The 18,708-nt window shown below is 70.9% G+C and carries 14 protein-coding genes; 11 read left to right on the forward strand and 3 right to left on the reverse strand.

Features of this window, described 5'->3' with window-relative positions; genetic code table 11:
• Nucleotides 1–258: 258 nt before the first annotated feature.
• Both ACZ60E_RS03090 and ACZ60E_RS03095 read right to left on the reverse strand, forming a co-directional pair.
• Nucleotides 259–1,275 carry an alpha/beta hydrolase gene (locus tag ACZ60E_RS03090; protein ID WP_469437449.1) on the reverse strand — a complete coding sequence of 339 codons (1,017 nt, stop codon included), beginning with the start codon at nucleotides 1,273–1,275 and terminating at the stop codon, nucleotides 259–261.
• A gap of 84 nt (nucleotides 1,276–1,359) precedes the next feature.
• Nucleotides 1,360–1,677, reverse strand: coding sequence for a putative quinol monooxygenase (locus ACZ60E_RS03095; RefSeq protein WP_469437451.1), 318 nt, complete (start codon nucleotides 1,675–1,677; stop codon nucleotides 1,360–1,362).
• 202 nt (nucleotides 1,678–1,879) lie between these two features.
• Between ACZ60E_RS03095 and ACZ60E_RS03100 the strand changes: the two genes are divergently transcribed.
• The 7 genes from ACZ60E_RS03100 (at nucleotide 1,880) to ACZ60E_RS03130 (ending at nucleotide 11,876) form a co-directional block, all read left to right on the forward strand.
• Entirely contained in the window at nucleotides 1,880–2,818 is a 939-nt protein-coding gene (locus ACZ60E_RS03100; protein ID WP_469437453.1) for an AraC family transcriptional regulator, read from the forward strand.
• A 180-nt stretch (nucleotides 2,819–2,998) separates the two neighbouring features.
• Nucleotides 2,999–3,748: an SDR family oxidoreductase gene (locus ACZ60E_RS03105; RefSeq protein ID WP_469437456.1), complete on the forward strand. Its 750-nt coding sequence runs from the start codon at nucleotides 2,999–3,001 to the stop codon at nucleotides 3,746–3,748.
• Nucleotides 3,749–4,009: 261 nt separating this feature from the next.
• The gene (locus ACZ60E_RS03110) at nucleotides 4,010–4,546 is read left to right on the forward strand and encodes a hypothetical protein (protein WP_469437459.1); all 537 of its coding nucleotides are present in this window, start codon (nucleotides 4,010–4,012) and stop codon (nucleotides 4,544–4,546) included.
• Nucleotides 4,547–4,773: 227 nt separating this feature from the next.
• Complete coding sequence (locus ACZ60E_RS03115; RefSeq protein WP_469437461.1) at nucleotides 4,774–6,159, forward strand: Rieske 2Fe-2S domain-containing protein; 1,386 nt, start codon at nucleotides 4,774–4,776, stop codon at nucleotides 6,157–6,159.
• Entirely contained in the window at nucleotides 6,146–7,714 is a 1,569-nt protein-coding gene (locus ACZ60E_RS03120) for a glutamine synthetase family protein (RefSeq protein ID WP_469437463.1), read from the forward strand. Before ACZ60E_RS03115 ends, ACZ60E_RS03120 begins: the two co-directional genes overlap by 14 nt.
• Before the next feature lie 71 nt (nucleotides 7,715–7,785).
• Nucleotides 7,786–9,255 (forward strand): aldehyde dehydrogenase family protein, encoded by a 1,470-nt coding sequence (locus tag ACZ60E_RS03125; protein WP_469437465.1) that lies wholly within the window; start codon nucleotides 7,786–7,788, stop codon nucleotides 9,253–9,255.
• On the forward strand, nucleotides 9,252–11,876 hold the full coding sequence (locus ACZ60E_RS03130; RefSeq protein ID WP_469437467.1) for an FAD-dependent oxidoreductase: 2,625 nt from the start codon (nucleotides 9,252–9,254) through the stop codon (nucleotides 11,874–11,876). Before ACZ60E_RS03125 ends, ACZ60E_RS03130 begins: the two co-directional genes overlap by 4 nt.
• A 98-nt stretch (nucleotides 11,877–11,974) precedes the next feature.
• On the opposite strand, the gene ACZ60E_RS03135 is transcribed toward ACZ60E_RS03130, so the two are convergent.
• Nucleotides 11,975–12,739, reverse strand: a complete 765-nt coding sequence (locus tag ACZ60E_RS03135) for a GntR family transcriptional regulator (RefSeq protein ID WP_469437469.1) — start codon at nucleotides 12,737–12,739, stop codon at nucleotides 11,975–11,977.
• Between the two features lie 134 nt (nucleotides 12,740–12,873).
• Between ACZ60E_RS03135 and ACZ60E_RS03140 the strand changes: the two genes are divergently transcribed.
• From ACZ60E_RS03140 to ACZ60E_RS03155, 4 genes are all read left to right on the forward strand, one after another.
• Nucleotides 12,874–14,817 (forward strand): primary-amine oxidase, encoded by a 1,944-nt coding sequence (locus ACZ60E_RS03140; protein ID WP_469437471.1) that lies wholly within the window; start codon nucleotides 12,874–12,876, stop codon nucleotides 14,815–14,817.
• Between the two features lie 227 nt (nucleotides 14,818–15,044).
• Nucleotides 15,045–16,712, forward strand: a complete 1,668-nt coding sequence (locus ACZ60E_RS03145; RefSeq protein WP_469437475.1) for an ABC transporter substrate-binding protein — start codon at nucleotides 15,045–15,047, stop codon at nucleotides 16,710–16,712.
• Nucleotides 16,705–17,622 (forward strand): ABC transporter permease, encoded by a 918-nt coding sequence (locus tag ACZ60E_RS03150; RefSeq protein WP_469437477.1) that lies wholly within the window; start codon nucleotides 16,705–16,707, stop codon nucleotides 17,620–17,622. Before ACZ60E_RS03145 ends, ACZ60E_RS03150 begins: the two co-directional genes overlap by 8 nt.
• Entirely contained in the window at nucleotides 17,619–18,704 is a 1,086-nt protein-coding gene (locus tag ACZ60E_RS03155; protein ID WP_469437479.1) for an ABC transporter permease, read from the forward strand. Before ACZ60E_RS03150 ends, ACZ60E_RS03155 begins: the two co-directional genes overlap by 4 nt.
• The last annotated feature ends 4 nt before the right edge of the window (nucleotides 18,705–18,708 follow it).

The following is an 18,708-nucleotide window of genomic DNA, read 5'->3' on the forward strand; positions in this document are numbered from 1 at the left end:
GCGGGAAGAAGCGCAGCACGAGGTGCACACGAAGGCGCCGGAGAACTCGGCGGCGCGTGAGACGTGGGGGTACGGGGGATGTGTGGGTGGGGGGTGTGACGCTGTGAACGAAGGGTGAACGTTCGACAGCAGAGTGACATCCGATGCACAGGTTGTCATGGATGTGACAAGACAACGGCTTGAATTGACCATTGCTTGCTGGGAGTTCCTCACCCGTGGCACATGTTTTCGGCCGTGCTCACCCGGGACCGTCGACGACTATGCCGTACGACTCCGGCCGAGGTGCCGGGCAAGCCAGTCTGTACGGGTCCGGCGGGCCGTGACCGAGATGGGCGCCTGTGGGAAGAGGGCGTCGAATCCGTGGAATCCGCCCGCCCAGACGTGGAGTTCGGCCTGGCCGCCGGCCGCCCAGATGCGGGTGGCGTAGTCGGTGTCCTCGTCGCGGAAGACCTCCGCCGAGCCGGTGTCGATGTAGGTGGTCGGCAGGCCCGAGAGGTTGTCGGCCAGGGCGGGGGAGACGTACGGGGACACATCCTCGCCGCCGGGGTCCGGGAGGTCCCCGAAGTTCCCGAGGTCCCCGGCGCCGTCGAGGTGGCCGAGGACGGCATGCCAGCCGAACTCGTTCATCTCGCGGGTCCAGACGCCGGGACCGTCCGCGTACTGGCGGCTGGAGACGCTGGTGTTGCGATGGTCGAGCATGGGGCAGATCAGTATCTGCGCGGCGATCGCCGGGCCGCCGAGGTCACGGGCGAGCAGCGCGACCCCGGCCGCGAGGCCGCCGCCCGCGCTGGCGCCGGCGACGATGATCCGGTCGGGGTCGATTCCGAGTTCCCCGGCGTGCTCGGTGATCCAGAGCAGGCCCTGGTAGCAGTCCTCGACCAGGGTCGTGCCGGTGGCCTCCGGTGCGAGCCGGTAGTCCACGGAGACCACGACCGCCCCGAACGCGTCCAGCCACTCCAACGGGATGTCGAGCTGCGAGAAACGGTCGCCCATGACCATCCCGCCGCCGTGCATCCAGTAGACGCAGGGCGAGGCCGTGCCGCGATCGGCGTTCGCGGGGCTGAAGACCGACAGGGGGATCGGGACGCCGTCCTTGGCGGGCGTGGTGACCTCGCGCCGGTCGACCTCCCGATGGGCGAGCAGCAAGTCGACCGGTGTCGGCGGGAGTTGGCGCAGCTGGGCGAGAACCTCCGGGGTGAGCCGCGGGATCAGCGGCATGTCGGCCAGCAGGGCGCGCAGTTCGGGGTCCAGGTCGGGTCGGGGGGTGGTGGTCATGGTCGTTGCCTCTCGTGAGGGGTGGGCCGGTGGGTGGTGACAGGCGGGGCTGGGCTGGATGGTGTGGGGCGTGGCGGGGTCGCGTCAGAAGGTGACTTTCCCGCGGACCGGGACGTAGTCGGTGTACGCGGACTCCTGGGCCAGCAGCCCGTCGATCTCCGCCACGATGGCCTGCGCGGCCTCACCGGCGAAGATCCGGTGATGGTCCTCCTCGCTGCTCCATCCCTCGGTGACCTGGACGACATCGGGGTCGGACGCGGAACGGGAGACGAGGTAGACGAGGCAGTGTTCGCTCGCGCCGGGACTGCCCTCGTCCAGGCCGGTCAGCAGCAGGTCGACCAGCCGGTCTCCCATTCCGGGCCTGGCGGTCAGTACGGCGTTGAACCCATAAGTGGCGATCATCGGACGGCTTCCTCTCGGTTTTCTCAGCCTTTTTTTGATCTTCTCGATCTTCTCGATCTTCTTGGCTGATGGAGCGCGATGTGGTGCGGTGATTCCATTGAACCGATCTGACCTGCAGAAACGTTAGACCGATGCTCGTCGCTGCTTGCACAATCCTCGCGGTGGCCGGAGCGGAGAGGCCGAATGGTGCTGCAATGGACCCATGTGTTTCGAAGAGCTTCGAACTCTGCTGGCCCGGCACGCGCGGCCCGACTGGACCACCGCCATCGACGGCGTCCTGATCTCGAAGGTCGACCGGCCGGATCCGCCGGCGGCCTCCACGTCGGGCACGGTGCTCGCCGTCATCGCCCAGGGCGCCAAACGCCTCGCGCTGGGCGACCGGGTCTACGAGTACGGCGCCGGGCAGTATCTGGTCGCCTCCGTCGACCTGCCCGTCACCGGACAGTTCCTCCAGGTCGAACCCGAGCGGCCGGCCCTCGGTTTCGGGCTCACCCTCGAACCGTCCGCCGTCGCCGAACTGCTCCTGCGGGCCGGCCCCGGGGGCAACCCCCGCCCGGAAGGCGGGGCGCCGTCGGCGATGGCCGTCAGCGACGCCTCGCCCGCGCTGCTCGACGCGGTCGTCCGGATGGTGCGCCTGCTCGACGAGCCCCGCGACCGCGCCGTACTGGCCCCGCTCGTCAAGCGCGAGATCCTGTGGCGCGTGATCACCGGCGAGCAGGGCGCCACGGTCCGCCAACTCGGCCTCGCGGACAGCCGGTTGAGCCATGTCTCCCGGGCCGTCGGCTGGATCCGCGAGCACTACGCGGAACCCTTCCTGGTCGAGGACGTGGCGCGGATGTCCGGCATGAGCGTCTCCGCCTTCTACCGCAACTTCCAGGCGGTGACGGCGATGAGCCCCATCCAGTTCCAGAAGCAGATCCGGCTGCAGGAGGCCCGGCTGCTGCTCGCCACCCACCCGGGCGAGGTCACCGGAGTCGGCCGGCGCGTCGGCTACTACAACCCGTCACAGTTCAGCCGCGAGTACCGCCGTCAGTTCGGCGCGCCCCCGAGCCAGGACGCGGCCCGACTGCGCGACGCCGTGCGCACTCCGGGCGCTCCGGTGGGTGCTCCGGCTGGCCTTCCGGTGGGTGTCCTTCCCTGAGTGAGCATGGCCTGGGGTGACACACGGCCTGAGGTGACCGGGAGGATCGTGCAAGAGGGAGCGAGGATACTTCTAACATCTTCGCAGCTCACAGCGCTTCACTGGGTATGTCGGTTCTTCCGCCGGGAGCAGGAAAATGCCTCTCTCGCGCGGATCCCATCATCCCGCAGGGAGCACAGCATGAAGACAGTACTGATCACCGGTGTCTCGTCCGGCTACGGGCGGGAGACCGCCCTGTACTTCCACTCGCAGGGGTGGAACGTCATCGCCACGATGCGTACCCCGAGGACGGACCTCCTGCCCGGTTCGGATCGCCTCCGGGTCGTCGAACTCGACGTGACCAAGCCCGAGACGGTCACCGCCGCGCTGGAAGCGGCGGGGCCCGTCGACGTCCTGGTCAACAACGCGGGTGTCCCGCTGATCGGCGTGTTCGAGGGGACGCCCATGGCCCGGGTGCGGGAGGTCTTCGAGACCAACACGTTCGGCGTGATGGCCGTGACGCAGGCGCTACTACCCCAGTTCCGTGAGCGCGGCTCCGGCGTGGTGGTCAACGTGACCTCCAGCGTGGTGCTGGGACACATGCCCCTCTCGGCCGTCTACAAGGCGAGCAAGATGGCCGTCGAGGGATTCACCGCGTCCCTCGCGCTGGAACTCGCGCCCTTCGGTGTGCAGGCGAAGACGGTCGAGCCGGGCGCCTGTCTGACGACGAACTTCGCGGCCAGGGCGACGGGCGGCGGGGCACTGGACGAACTGATCCCCGCGCCCTACGCGCCGTGGGCGGAGAAGGTCATGGGCGACTTCACGGGCCAGGACCTGTTCACCAAGGAGAGCGACGTCGCCGAGACGGTGTGGCGGGCCGTGCACGACACGACCGGGCAACTGCGCTTCCCGGCAGGGCCGGACGCCGTCCAGCTCGCCCAGGCGAAGTGACAGCTGTTACCGCTGAGAAACAGGAGCCGGTCGGGGTACGAAACATGTATCGCTCAGGTTTGTCCGTATCTGCGAGGGCGTCGTCCCGCGCGAGTGACATCAGGAGGACCGTGAGCACGTCATCCCCTTCGTTCCTTCTCCGGTGCGGCAGCGAACCTCCCTGCCGGAGCGCCGCCCGGCCCGGGGCGCGTACCCCTCTCCGTCGGCCGGTGTCCGCCGAGACCGTCACGGGGGTGGACCAGTCCGCCCGGTGCGCACCCCATGCATGAGGTGCTGTGGGTGACAGGGCTGGTGGGCGGGGTGCTGTGCCTCGCCGGGCATCTGCCGTCCCCCGTGCGGCAATGGCTGCCGCACGCGGTCGCGCTGGCCTGTATGGCGGCGATGATCCCCGGAGCCGGTGACCGGGGACTGTGGGTGGCGGGTGCCGTCGCGCTCGGCGGTGCCACTCTGTGGGAGCTGCGGGCGGGATGTGTGTTCCGCAGAGCCGCCGAGGCGGTGAATCTGGCCGCGATGGCGCTGCTGACGGCGGTCGCCGCGGTTGTAGGACAAAGCCACCACGGCGGGGCAGGTGTCGCAGGCCTCACGTCGGCCGACTTCACGCCGGCCGAACTCACGCTGGGGCCGGTGCTGTTGTCCGTCGCGTGCTGGAGCGTGGCGCGGGCGGGCGTGGTGCTCGTCCGGCAGGCCTGGCCGCCCCGGATCACCGCGCTCCCGCCGGGCAGACGTGCGCGTCTGCTGGGCGAGGCGGGCGGTGCGCTCATGGTCACCGCGATGGCCGTCATGCTCGGGCTCCCCTGACGCGGGAGCCCGGGACGCGGGAGCCCGGGCGACGGTGACTCGCCCACTCAAGTTGCGTGCCTGGCAACGGAGTTGAGGGGCCGGTGGTCCGGTCGAGGAAGACCGTGATGTGGCTCTCGAAAATTTGACCCTGTCGCTTTGGATCTCGATGTGTAAGTATTGGATCCAATCAATAAGCAATCGGATGCACGAGGTGAGCGATGCTGAGACGCGAGGACAACGAGCGCGTGACGCGCACTGGTCCGGGCACGCCCCTCGGGCAGCTCATGCGCGCCTACTGGCAGCCGGTCGCCCTCGTCTCGGAGATGTCCGACGAGCGACCGGTCAAGGCGATCCGCATCATGAGCGAGGACCTGGTCCTCTTCCGCCGGGACGACGACGCGCAAGATGACGACGCTCAAGATGACGACGCTCAAGGTGGCCACGCGCCAGGTACGGGGGAGGAGGCGGCCGGGACCGGCGGGTGGGGGCTCGTCGGACGGTTCTGCGCCCACCGGGGCGTCGACCTCTCCTTCGGGCGTCGGGAGAGCGGCGGGCTGCGGTGTCTCTACCACGGCTGGCTGTACGGGCCGGACGGCCGCTGCCTCGAACAGCCCGCGGAACCGGAGCACAGCAACTTCGCCGCCAAGGTGCGCATCCCCAGCTACCCCTGTGTGGAGCGCAACGGCATCGTCTTCGCCTACCTCGGCACCGGCGACCCGCCGCCCTTCCCGGCGTACGACTGCTTCCGCGCTCCCGAGGAGTACACCTTCGCCTTCAAGGGCTGGTGGGAGTGCAACTGGCTGCAGGGGGTGGAGGGCGGGATCGACCCGAGCCATGTCTCCTTCCTGCACCGCTTCGTGGGCGAGGACCCGCGCGAGGTGTACGGGCAGCAGTTCAGCGAGGAGGTGGAGGGCACCGGGAAGAAGCTCTCGGAACTTGTGGGGGCCAGCTTCCGCCCGGACATCGAGGTGGAGAGTGCCGAGCACGGTCTGCGGGTCTTCGCGCTGCGCGACCTCACCGAGGGCGTCCGGCATGTGCGGATCACCAACCTGGTGTTCCCCAACGCCTTCGTGGTGCCCTTCGGCAACGGCAAGGCCTTCTGCCAGTGGCACGTCCCGATCGACGACGAGAACCACTACTGGTTCATGATCCTCTACGACTTCGAGGAGGTCACCGACCAGGAAACACTGCTGGCCCAGCGCCTGGCCGAGGTCTCGCTCCCCGACTACCGGCCGCTCCGCAACCGTACGAACGACTGGGGCTTCGATCCCAGGGAGCAGCGGGAACTCACGTACACCGGCATGGGACTGGACATCAACGTCCATGACCAGTGGGCCGTGGAGAGCATGGGGCCCGTGCAGGACCGGACCGTCGAGCGGCTCGGGGTGTCCGACCGTGCGGTGACCGCCAACCGCCGTCTCCTGCTCAAGGCGATCACCTCGTTCGAGAGCGGCAATCCGGTGCCAGGTCTGCCGCTCGACGCGCGGGAGGCCGAGGAGCTGACCGGGCCCCTGGCCATCGACACCATCACGCCCGCGGACGGCTGGGAAGAGGCGTGGCGGCTACGGGAGTCGGAGCGGCGCGCGCGATCCCCCTGGGCGGGGCGGGAGGTGCCCCGTGCGCAGCGCTGACGAGCGGCCGAGGGCGCAGGGCGGCGACGGACCCGGTGCGCGCCCGCTGACCTCCGCCGGAACGGGCGGGTTCGTCGAGCGGCACGGCCTGTGGGACGAGCGGCAGTACGTGGCCGCCGGACACGTACGCCGGGTGATCGACGAACTCGGCCTGGACAAGGTGCGGTTCTCCTTCGCCGACCAGCACGGTGTGCTGCGGGGCAAGACGCTGACCCGGGAGGCGGTGCCCGGCGCACTGCGCTCGGGCGTCACCGCGCCGTCGTCCCTGCTGCTGAAGGACAGCTCCGGCCGGACGGTCTTCCCCGTCTTCTCGGGCGGCGACGGCTTGGCCGACGGGCGCTTCGCCGGGGCCGGTGACATCGTGCTGGTGCCGGACATGACGACGTTCCGGGTGCTGCCGTGGGCCGAGCGGACCGGGTGGATCCTGTGCGACCTCTACCACCCCGACGGCACCCCGGCGGCGTTCTGCTCCCGCGGACTGCTGCGCGACAGGCTGGCCGCGCTGGCGGACACGGGGTACGACCTCACGGTCGGTGTGGAGCTGGAGTTCCATGTGTACCGGCCCGCGTCCCGTCCTTCAGAGGGCGGGACCATGCCGGTGGGTGTGGGGCGCCCTGGCGCGCCAGGACCCGCACCGGAGGTCGAGCCGCTGAGCGGCGGCTCGCAACTGCTGCACGAGGAAGGGCTGGACCGGCTCGACGAGCTGGTGGACCTGCTGTACCGAGGGCTCACCGGACTCGATCTCCCGTTGCGTTCCCTGGAGTTGGAGTTCGGGCCCAGCCAGCTGGAGCTGACTCTCGACGCGCGGGGCGCGGCGCGGGCGGCGGACGACGCGCTGCTGGCCCGTGCGGCGGTGCGGCAGATCTGCCGCAGGCACGGCTACCACGCGACGTTCATGGCACGGCCCGCCGTGGCGGAGACCGCGTCGAGCGGCTGGCATCTGCACCAGTCGCTGCGGTCCCGGTCGACCGGCGAGGCCGCCTTCGACCCGGCGCCCGGCCCGCGGCCGGGGGAGTCGGCGGGGGTGGCGCAGGGAGAGGTGCTGTCCTCGGTCGGCCGCCACTACCTCGCCGGACTGCTGGAACACGCGCCCGCCGCCACCGTGTTCACCACACCCACCGTCAACGGCTACAAGCGGTACCTGCCGATGTCCCTGGCCCCCGACCGGGTGGTGTGGGGCATCGACAACAAGGGCGCCATGGTGCGGGTCGTCGGCGCCCAGGGCGGAGGAGGCGCCCGGCTGGAGAACAGATCCGGCGAGCCGGCGGCGAACCCGTATCTCTACATCGCCTCGCAGGTGATCAGCGGGATGGACGGGATGGCCCGGCGGCTCGACCCGGGCCCGCCGACCACCGATCCGTACGACCCCGCGGCCCGCGGTCTGCCCGGTTCGCTCGCCCAGGCGCTGGACGCGCTCGACGCGGACCCGGTGTTCGCCGAGGCGCTCGGCGAGGACGTCGTCTCCTGGCTCACCACGATCAAACGCGCGGAGTTCGCGCGCTACCTGGCGCATGTCTCGGACTGGGAGCAGCGCGAATACTTCGACCTCGTCTGAGCCGCATGCCGGCCTCCCCTCCGTACCGAACCCCGGCCCCCGCGGTCGGCTCACACCTCACGGAAGACGCCATGACCACGATCAAGGCCCGACCCGCGTTCAACGCCCGACCCGTGCCGCTGGAACCCTTCCTCGTCGACGGACGGTGGATCGCTCCCGGCGAGCGCCGGACGTTCCCCGTCGTCGACCCCGCCTCGGAGACCGAACTGAGCCGGGTCGCCCAGGCCACCCCGCAGGACGTCGACGACGCCGTGGCCGCGGCCTCCCGGGCGCACGAGGACGGCCGCTGGCGCGGTCTGCCGGTGGCCGGGCGCAGCCGCGTACTGCACCGGATCGCCGAACTGATCGAGGAGCACGCCGAGGAACTCGCGGTACTGGAGACCCTCGACAACGGCAAACCGATCGAACGCTCGCGCGCCGACACCGCGATGAGCGCCAGGACGTTCCGGCACTTCGCGGGCGCCCCCGCCCGGCTGGCCGGCACGGTCGTGCCCCTCGACCAGGGACACCACGTCTACACGGTGCCCGAACCCGTCGGGGTGGCCGCGCTGATCCTGCCGTGGAACTTCCCCATCATGACCGGCTGCTTCAAGCTCGCCCCCGCACTCGCCGCGGGCTGCACCGTCGTGGTCAAGCCCGCCGAGCAGACCCCGCTGACCATGCTCCGCGTCGCCGCCCTGTGCGAGGATGCGGGGCTGCCGGCAGGTGTGCTCAACGTCCTCACCGGCGACGGCGAGGTGGGTGCCGCGCTCACCGCGCACCCGGGGGTCGCCAAGGTGTCCTTCACCGGCTCCACCGAGGTCGGCAGGATCGTGATGGGCGCCGCCGCCCCCACCGTCAAGCGCCTCACCCTCGAACTCGGCGGGAAGAGCCCCAACATCGTCTTCGCCGACGCCGACCTGGACGCCGCTGTCGTCACCGCGATGCGGGCCGCCTTCGGCCACTCCGGACAGATGTGCACGGCCGGCAGCAGGCTGCTGGTCCAGCGTTCCGTCCTGGCGGAGATGGAGGAGCGACTGGCCGACGCGGTGCGCAAGGTCCCCGTCGGCAACGGCCTGGACGGCGGGATCACCGTCGGCCCGCTGGTCTCGGAGGAACAGCGGACCCAGGTCCTGTCCTACGTCGAGGCCGGTGTCGCCGAGGGCGCGAAACTGGTGACGGGGGGTCAAGTACCGGACCGGCCGGGCTACTTCGTCGAGCCGGCGCTGTTCACGAACGTCACCAACAGCATGCGGATCGCCCGCGAGGAGATCTTCGGCCCCGTGGTGGGAGTGATCCCCTTCGAGGACGACGACGAAGCCGTCGCCATCGGCAACGACACCTCCTACGGACTCGCCGCCGGTGTGTGGACCAGGGACCTCTCCCGCGCCCACCGCATGGCAGCGCGCCTGCGCGCCGGAACGGTCTGGATCAACACCTACAACATCTTCGACCCGGCGCTGCCCTTCGGGGGAGTCGGCGACTCGGGCCTGGGCCGGGACCTGGGCGACGACGCCCTCTACTCGTACTGCGAGCGCAAGGCGGTGGTCGTCGCACTATGAGCACCGACACGACTCCCGGCACGGACACGGCCTCCGGCACGGACACGGCCTCCGGCACCGACACAACTCCCGGTACGGGTACGACCGCGCTCACCGTCCCGCCTCCGGTCCCCGGCGGACCGGCACTCGACGTCGCGGCACTGCGCGCCGCCACCCCCGGTATGCGCCACGCCCATCACCTGAACGCGGCCGGGTCGGCGCTGCCCAGCGCCGCGACACTGGCCGCCGTCACCGACCATCTGCGCCTGGAGTCGCTGCTCGGCGGTTACGAGGCGGCCGAGGCGCTGGCCGACCGCACGGAGGCGGTGTACCACTCGGCGGCCCGGCTGATCGGCGCGGAGCCCCAGGACATCGCCCTGATGGACAGCGCCTCCACCGCCTGGCAGCGGGCGCTCGGAGCCCTCCGGCTCAAGGCGGGCGACCGCGTCCTGGCCTCGCCCTCCACGTACGTCAGCTCCGCCCTGCACCTGCTGGAGATGCGGGACTCGCACGGCATCGTGCTGGAGGTACTGCCCGCCGACGCGAGCGGGCAGGTCGACCTCGGCGCTCTGGAGACGGCCCTGCGCGAGCCGGCGGCGCTCGTGACCGTCGCGCATGTCCCCACGTCGTCCGGACTCGTGGAGCCGGTGGCCGCCGTCGGCGCGCTGGCGGCCCGCGCGGGGGTGCCGCTGCTGCTGGACGCCACGCAGTCACTCGGCCAACTCCCCGTCGACGTACGGGAGATGCGCTGCGGCATCGTCGTCGCCACCGGCCGCAAGTTCCTGCGCGGACCGCGCGGAACGGGCCTGTTGTACGTGGACCGGGAGCTGCGGGAGAGAGCGCGGCCCGCCGCTCCGGACGTACGCGGTGCCCAGTGGTCGTCGGCCTACGGGTACGAGGTGGTGCCGGGGGCGCGGCGGTACGAGACCTGGGAGGCCTCCCACGCCCTGCGACTGGGCCTGGGTACGGCCCTGGACGAGGCGCTCGGCCTCGGCGTCGCCCGGATCCGCGACCATGTGACGGAGCTGGCCGAGCGGTTGCGGGCCGGGCTGTCGGGCGTACCGGGCATCCGGCGGACCGATCCGTCGGCGGCGGCCTCGGGCATCGTGACGTTCCTGCGCGAGGACGAGGACCCCCGCCAGACCGTACGGGACCTGCGGGCCACCGGTTTCAGACTGACGACCGTGCCGGCCTCGCACGGTCAGTGGGATCTGGGCAGACGGGGTCTGGAACGGGTCGCGCGAGCCTCCCTGCACGTCTACAACAGCGAAGACGACGTGGACGCGCTCGTCGCGGCGCTGACCGCACGGGAACGGCGGCGCAGGGGGGCCGGGACGGCGGGCCACGGCTCGCCAACCGCAGCCGCAGCCGCAGCCGAAACCGCAGGCGCCACCGACGCATCGGCGCCCGGCGTCGAGCCCGTCCCCTCACCCGCACCGGCGGCTGCCGTCGAGCCCCCGTCCGGTCCGGTGGCCCTCTCCCGGCCCGCCCCCTCAAGGCCGACGGGACCCGTCGGTGACCGGGCCGATGTGATCGTCGTCGGGGCCGGCATCCACGGCTCGTCCGCCGCCTGGCAGTTGGCGGCGCGCGGAGCGAGCGTGATCCATCTCGACCGGTTCCCCGCAGGTCACACCGAGGGCTCCTCGCACGGCCGGACGCGGATGATCCGGCGGGCCTACCCCGCCGAGGTCTGGGACGGCCTGGTCGACACCGCCTACCGGGCCTGGGACGAACTCGAACTCGCCGCCGGGCAACGGCTGGTGACCACCACGGGCGGCCTGTACGCCAGGCCGGTCGACGCCCCCGCCACCCTGCGCGGCCCCGGCTGCGAGAACGTCGACCACGTCCGCGCGGCCGGACTCTTCCCCGGGCTGCGGCTGTGCGAGGGCTTCACCGCGGTGCACGATCCGGCCGCCGGTGTCATCGACGCCCAGGCCTCGCTCACCGCCCTGGCGGCACTGGGCCGCGCGCACGGCGTGGACCGGCGCGACGGCTGCACGGTCCTCGGCCGGCACCGGGACGGCGAGGGCGTACGCGTCGACACGGACCAGGGTGTCCTGCACGCGGACCGGCTGGTCGTCTGCGCGGGCCCCTGGACCGGTGAACTGTTCCCCGCCTTCGCCGCGCCGCTGAGCGTGGTGCGGATCGTGAACCTGCACCTCGGCTCCGCACGGCGCCACCTGCTGGAGCCACCGCTGCTGGGCGCGTTCTCCGTCGACGTACCGGACGTCGGGCTGCTGTACGGCATCCCGGCCTTCGGCGGAGCCGGTGTCAAGATCGGCCTGGACCACGGGCCGCCCGAGGACCCGTCGACGACCGCCGGTCCGGTCACCGAGGCCGAGCGGGACCGGCTCCTCGGCCTGGCCTCACGGTTCCTCCCGGCGGCCGACGGGCCGGTGGAGGAGACGATCACCTGCCGTTACACCATGGCACCGAACAACCGCTTCGCCGTCGGCCGACTGCCGGGCGAGGACCGGGTGTTCGTGGCGGCGGCCTGCTCCGGGCACGGCTTCAAGTTCGGGCCCGCGCTGGGCGCCGCGCTCGCGGACCTGGCGGAGGGCAAGGAACGGCCGGACCTGGACTTCCTGTCCCCGGCCGCGATGGGCATCACCGACCGCCCCGGACCGGGAGCCACGCCATGACCCCGGGCACCCGCGCGGCCGGCCGATCGGCAACGGCAGGTCGATCGGTAACAGCCGACCGATCAGCAGCGACGGAGCGATCAGCAGCGGCCGGGCGCTCAGCCGCGGAAGACCGTGGCCGACCGCTGCTCGTACCAGCGCGCCAACTGCTCGCCCGCGCTGATCACATGGGCCTTCATTTCACTGCGCGCCCGCTCCGCGTCCTCGGCGGCCAGCGCCTCCACGATCCGCTCGTGTTCGCGGAGGTTGTCCTCGCGATGACGGGGGTTGTCCTGGAGGACGAGGGCGGAGACGTTACGGGGGAACGCCTCGTTGACGTCCTTGATGGCCCGCGCGAGACGCCTGTTCCCGGCGACCGTGTGGATCAGCGTGTGGAAGCAGTCGTTCGCGGAGGTGGAGGGCGAGGCGTTCGGGGCGGGCGAGGCCTGCGTCGAGGCGGAGGGCCCGGAGCCCCTACCCGGCTTCGGACCGCCACTCACGGCGCGTACCGTCTCGTTGGCCTCCCGCAGTTCCCGCAGCACCTCCGGGGTGACCGCGCGGACCGCCCGTACGCAGGCGAGTCCTTCGAGTTCGGCGCGGATCTCGTAGGCCTCGCGGACCTCCCAGGGTGCGGGGACGCGGACCACGGCACCACGGTTGGGCAGCACCTCGATGAGACCGCCCGCCTGGAGCTGACGCAGCGCCTCCCGCACGGGAGTACGGCTCACCCCGAGCAGTTCCGCGAGTTCGACCTGGCGCAGCTGCGCCCCGATGGGGATCTCGCCGGACAGGATCCGTGCCCGGATCGCGGCCGCGGTGTCGTCGACGAGCGCCTTGCCCTTTCCGGCCGGCGAGTCCGCGTCGGGGAGCGGGGCGGTGTCCATGAGGTCTCCGTCTGGTCGGGAAGGGCGAAGGCAACGGCGCGGGCCGGCGGTGACCGCCCCTCACAGCTTTATGTATCCATTCTAAAGGTTGCAGGATCCAAGGACTGCGGCCGTGCAGATGAGCGGAGCACACCATGCACAACCCGCCCGGAAGTGTCAGTACCCGTGTCCATGCCCGGCGTGCGCGCACCCATCCTCTCGACCCGCTGTCTCCCGCGGAGATCGGCGCGGCGGTCGCCGTGGCGCGGGCCGACGGCCGGCTCGGTGAGCGGACCAGGTTCTGGGGCGCGGTGCTGGACGAGACCTTCGCCCGCGAGGTGATGGCCGGCCGGCAGCCCGCGGGCGAGGTGCGGGTGGGGCTGGTGGCCATGGACCACGATCTGCCCGGCGCCTGGGAGATCGACGTCCACCTGGGCGCCGAACCGCGCTGCCTGGAGTGGCGGCCGGTGGACATCCGGCGGCCCGGCATCACCTCGACGGAGGCGCGCGCGGCGGCCCAGGCCTGCCGGGCGAACCCGCAGTTCCGCGAGGCACTGGCCAAGCGGGGCATCCACGACGTGTCGCTGACGGTGATCGACGCGGAGTCCATCGGCGGCTTCGTGCCGGAGAAGTACAAGGACCGCCGGATCACCTGGGGTTCGGTCTGGCACCGCGTCCAGGAGGACGACAACGCCTATGTGCGCCCCGTGCAGGGCGTCATCCCGATCATCGACATGGCGACCATGGAGGTGCTGGAGGTCGAGGACCACGGTGTCGTGCCGGTCTCCGAGGAACCGGGACCGCTGGCGGCCGGCGGATTCGGCCCGGACCGCGCGGGGCTGAAGCCGCTGGAGGTCGTACAGCCCGAGGGGCCCAGCTTCACCGTCGACGGGCATCGGGTCAGCTGGCAGGGCTGGGAGTTCCGCGTCGGCTTCACCCACCGCGAGGGCCTGGTCCTGTACGACCTCGGCTTCCTGGGCCGCTCGGTCCTCAAGCGGGCCGCCTGCAACGAGATGTACGTGCCCTACCTCGACCCGAGCAGCACGCAGTTCCGCAAGAACTTCTTCGACTGGGGCGAGTACGGCGCCGGCCCGCTGACCAACTCGCTCGCGCTGGGCTGCGACTGCCTGGGTGTCATCCACTACTTCGACGCGGCCTACCTCGGGGGTGACGGCGCCGCGCAGGAGATCGAGCAGGCGATCTGCATGCACGAGGAGGACGACGGCATCCTCTGGAAGCACAACGACCTGCGCCGCGGGGTGAGCGAGGTGCGCCGCTCCCGGCGGCTGATCATCTCCAGCTTCGCGACGGTGGCCAACTACGACTACGGCTTCTACTGGTCGCTCTACCAGGACGGCCGGATCGAGCTGGAGATCAAGCTGACCGGCATGCTGTCGGCGTCCGGCATCGAGGAGGGCGAGGAGGTGCGGCACGGCCGGGTGGTCTCGCCCACCGTGCAGACGCCCACGCATCAGCACTATTTCGGCCTGCGCCTGGACGCGGCGGTGGACGGGCCGCTCAACCGCCTGGTGGAGGAGAACGCCCAGGCGGAGGACGACCCGCGCCACGACCCGTACGGCAACGCGGTCCGTATGGTCCGCACCCCGCTGCTGTCGGAGTCGCAGGCCGCCCGCCGGACCGACCCGGCGACGTCCCGGCACTGGCGGGTGGAGAGCGCCGACCGGCAGAACCGCTACGGGGACCCGACGGCGTACCGGCTGCTGCTGCCCAACACCACCCGGCCCTTCGCGCGGCCCGACTCGGTGATGGCCCGCCGCGCGCCCTTCGTCCACCAGCATCTGTGGGCGACGGTCTCCGACCCCGCCGAGAGTTACGTCGGCGGGCAGTATCCGAACCAGGCGGAGCCCGGCGAGGACGGCGTACAGGTGTGGCAGCGCAAGGACCGTTCGCTGGACGGGGCCGAGCTGGTGCTGTGGCCGGTCGTGGGCAGCCATCACTTCCCCCGGCCCGAGCAGTGGCCCGTGATGCCCGTCGACCGGGTGCGGCTGGTCTTCGAACCCGACGGCTTCTTCGACCGCAACCCGGCCATGGACATCCCCGACCCGTCGGCCGGCGCCGACCACTGCTGCGGAACCTGACAGCCGGTCATGGGTCCTGCCTGTCAAGAGATGTAGGCAGATAACACCCAAGATCCCGGTTTCATGTGCTCGTAACACACGGGACACGGCTCGGACTCGCGAGCCGGACACGATGATTTTGGATCCAATCGGTACGAGATTAGATCCATTCCCCCAGATTTTCAGAGTCTCAAGAGTTTCAAGAGTCTTCAGATTTCTCAGAGGAACGGCGCCCCAAGGAGGCCCTCATGCCGGATCAGTCGCAGGGAACGCCCGCACTCCGCCCGGCCGAACCGCAGGTCGCCCGCCGGACCGTGCTGCGCGGCGCCAGTGTCCTCGGTGTCGGAGTGGGCTTCGGGCTGACCCCGCTGCTCGCCGCCTGCGGGGTGGCCGACGACGGGTCTGAGGAGTCCGGCGGTGGATCCAAGAAGGGCGGCACCCTCACCCTCGCCATCGACTCCACCAGCGCGGTCAACGACCCCGCCTTCTACACGACGCTGGGGGACTGGATGGCGGTCGACTGCGTCTGCCGCGGTCTGACCTTTATCTCCTTCGAGTCCAACGAGCCCGCACCGGACCTGGCCGAGAGCTGGAAGATCTCCGACGACCGGCTCACGTACACCTTCGTCCTCCGGGCCGGCGTGAAGTTCCACGACGGAACGACGCTGTCCTCGGCCGATGTGCTGGCCACCCTGAACCGGCAGTTCGACCCCGAGAACAAGACCCTGCCGAAGGGCGCGTCCAGACCGCTCGCCTCCCTCGGCAACAACGTGGCCTCGCTGACCGCGGAGGACGACCTCACGGTCAAGCTGGTGCTCAAGGCGCCCGACCGGACCGTCCTCGCCCAGCTCTCCGACATCGGCGGGCGCGTCATCTCCAAGGCCGCCCTCGACAAGTACGGGGACGCCATAGGCAAGCACCTCGTCGGCACAGGACCCTTCAAGTTCGCCTCGGCCACCTCCGGCCAGTCCATCACCCTTGAAGCGTTCGACGACTTCCGGCTCGGCCGGCCGCCGATCGACCGGCTGGTGCTGCGGCAGGTGCAGGACCCCTCCGCGATCGTCAGCTCCCTGCTCAGCGGCGATGTGTCCGCGACCCAGTTCACGCCCTACTCGGCCGTCGCGCAGCTGAAGTCCGACCCGTCGGTCACCGTCCACGACACCAAGGAGGGCTTCGACGCCATCCTGATGATCGACGCCCGGCGCATCCCCGAACTGAAGGTGCGCAAGGCCATCAACCTGGCCATCGACCGCAAGGCGATCGTCCAGCAGGCGTTCTTCGGCGTCGCCAGCGAGCCCGAGGGGTACGCGATCCCGCCCGCCCAGAACGGTTACGACACCGGCCTCGCCGACCTCAGCACCAAGAACCTCGCCCAGGCGAAGAAACTCCTCAAGGAGGCCGGAGCGGTCGGCCGCGAACTGGGACTGATGGCGGCCAGCGACTCCTGGCACCCCAAGGCCGCGCAGATCGTCAAGCAGAACCTGGAGGACGCCGGCTTCAAGGTGAAGACCACCTCCGTCGACCCCGCCTCGTACTTCAGCCGGCTCAGCGACGGCAAGGACGACCACCACGACCTGATGATCTGGGAACGCAACTCCTACGTCCCCGACCCCAACAACATGGTCGGCGCCATGGCCAACCCCGCCGGTCTCTACGGCAGCACCATCACCGGCCTGGACACGCTGGACGGCGTCGACACCCTGGCCGAGGACCTGCTGACGGCCAAGAACCTCCCCGTCGGCAAGAAGCGCACCGCCGCCTACTCGAAGATCCAGCGGCGCTGGGCGGAGGAGTACATGGTGATCGCCATGCTGGCCTGCTCCACCAACCTGGTCGTCAGCGGAGCCAAGGTGAAGGGCATCAACACCGCGGCACTCGGAAACCACCGCTGTTTCATGGAGAAAGCCAGTGTCTGACCACGCGGGGGCCCACGCGGGGGCCGTCACGGGCCCGAGCGGCGGCCCCACGACGGCCCCCGCCGGTCCGGGCCGGTTGGCCAGGCTGCGGCAGCGCGGGATCGGCACCTCCTGGCCCGCGTTGGTGTCCTGGGTGTTCCTGGTCGCGATCGTCCTCGTCGCGCTCGTCGGGCCGCTGCTGATCTCGGCCGACCCGGTCCGGCAGACCTCCTCGGCGATGCTGCCCTTCGGCTCGCCCGGCCACCTCCTCGGCACGGACGACCTGGGCCGGGACGAACTGGCCCGGCTGGTGCACGGGGCACGGCCGCTGCTGTTCGTGGCGTTCGCCTCGACCGCGCTGGCCGCCGTGCTCGGCACCGGCATCGGGCTGCTCGCCGGCTACGCGGGCGGTGTCGTCGAACAGGTGCTGATGCGCGTCGTCGACCTGGCCCTGGCCTTCCCGTCGATCCTCCTGGTCATCCTGCTGGTCGCCGCGGCCGGACCAGGCACCACCAGCCTCGTCATCGGCGTCGGCGTGTCCCTCGCGCCCGGTCTGGCGCGGCTGGCCCGGGCCCTCGCGGCCAGGGAGACGGCCCGGGACTACATCGTCGCCGCCCGCCTGGGAGGCACCCGTACCCCGCGCATCCTGGCGCAGGAGATCCTGCCCAACATCGCCGGGCCACTGGTGGCCCAGGTCGTCATGACCCTGTCGGTCGCGGCGGGCTTCGCCGCCGGCCTGTCCTACCTCGGCCTCGGCATCCAGCCGCCCACCCCCGACTGGGGCTACATGGTCCAGGCCGGACAGGAGTTCCTGTACTCCGCGCCCCGCCTGGTGGTGCTGCCGGCGGCCCTGACCCTGCTGTTCGTCGTGGCCTGCAACTTCGTGGGCGACGACCTGCGGGACGCGCTCGACCCGAAGGGCTCCGCATGAGCACCCTCCCACTGCCACGCCTGCGGCGCCCCGCCCGGCCCCGGTCCGAGCGCGCCGACACCCTGTGGGCCATGACCCGCAGGCTGCTGGGCATCCCGGTCGTCCTGTTCGCCCTGGCGACCCTGGTGTTCGTCGCGATGCGCCTGCTGCCCGGCTCGCCCACCGCCTCCCTCGCGGGCGGCGGAACCAACCTCACGGCGGCGGAGATCGCGCAGAACGAGGCCAGGGCCAGCGAGGCACTCGGCCTCGACCAGCCGCTCCTCACCCAGTACGGCACCTACCTCGACAACCTGGTCCACCTGCGCTTCGGTGAGTCGTTCTTCGGGTCCAACAGCGTCCTGAGCCTGCTCGGCGACGCCCTGCCGGGCACCATCGAACTGACCCTCGCCGCGATGACCGTGGCCGTGATCCTGGGCGTGGTCACCGGCGTGGTCGCCGCGCTGCGCAAGGGCACCTGGATCGACACCGCGACCCGGACCGTGGCGACCGTCAGCTTCTCCCTGCCGTGGTTCGCGCTCGGAGTGATCGCCATCGTCGTCTTCGGCGTGTGGCTGCGCTGGCTGCCCGTCCTGGGACGGCTGCCCAGTTCGCTGGACTACCGGCCCACGACCAACTTCGTCGTCCTCGACGCGATCCTGCAGAACCGCTTCGAACTGATCGGCCCCTGGATCCAGCACCTGATCCTGCCCGCCACCACCCTGGCGCTGTCCATGGCCGGATACATCACCCGCATCGTGCGCGCCTCCGTCCTGGACGTCCTCGGCGACGATTTCGTCCGGACCGCCCGGATGAAGGGGCTCGCCGAGTCCGCGGTGATCCGCCGCCATGTCCTGCGCAACTCCTGGCTGCCCATCGTCACGGTCCTCGGCCTGCAGTTCGGGTCCCTGCTCGGCGGGTCCGTGATCACCGAGACCGTCTTCTCCTACGGCGGGGTGGGCCGGCTGCTGGTGCAGGGCGTGCTCCAGCGCGACTACCCCGTCGTCCAGGGAGCCGCGCTCGCCATCGCCCTGCTCTTCGTCCTCGTCAACTACGCGGTGGACGTGCTCTACATGATCCTCGATCCACGTATACGGAAAGGCTGAGCCG

The sequence above is a fragment of the Streptomyces sp. NPDC102514 genome (assembly GCF_055584525.1).

Bases quoted from the DNA above. Each gene is read 5' to 3' on its own strand.
- ACZ60E_RS03090 (WP_469437449.1), bottom strand. From the start codon at position 1,275: ATGACCACCACCCCCCGACCCGACCTGGACCCCGAACTGCGCGCCCTG.
- ACZ60E_RS03095 (WP_469437451.1), bottom strand. From the start codon at position 1,677: ATGATCGCCACTTATGGGTTCAACGCCGTACTGACCGCCAGGCCCGGA.
- ACZ60E_RS03100 (WP_469437453.1), top strand. From the start codon at position 1,880: ATGTGTTTCGAAGAGCTTCGAACTCTGCTGGCCCGGCACGCGCGGCCC.
- ACZ60E_RS03105 (WP_469437456.1), top strand. From the start codon at position 2,999: ATGAAGACAGTACTGATCACCGGTGTCTCGTCCGGCTACGGGCGGGAG.
- ACZ60E_RS03110 (WP_469437459.1), top strand. From the start codon at position 4,010: ATGCATGAGGTGCTGTGGGTGACAGGGCTGGTGGGCGGGGTGCTGTGC.
- ACZ60E_RS03125 (WP_469437465.1), top strand. From the start codon at position 7,786: ATGACCACGATCAAGGCCCGACCCGCGTTCAACGCCCGACCCGTGCCG.
- ACZ60E_RS03130 (WP_469437467.1), top strand. From the start codon at position 9,252: ATGAGCACCGACACGACTCCCGGCACGGACACGGCCTCCGGCACGGAC.
- ACZ60E_RS03135 (WP_469437469.1), bottom strand. From the start codon at position 12,739: ATGGACACCGCCCCGCTCCCCGACGCGGACTCGCCGGCCGGAAAGGGC.
- ACZ60E_RS03140 (WP_469437471.1), top strand. From the start codon at position 12,874: ATGCACAACCCGCCCGGAAGTGTCAGTACCCGTGTCCATGCCCGGCGT.
- ACZ60E_RS03145 (WP_469437475.1), top strand. From the start codon at position 15,045: ATGCCGGATCAGTCGCAGGGAACGCCCGCACTCCGCCCGGCCGAACCG.
- ACZ60E_RS03155 (WP_469437479.1), top strand. From the start codon at position 17,619: ATGAGCACCCTCCCACTGCCACGCCTGCGGCGCCCCGCCCGGCCCCGG.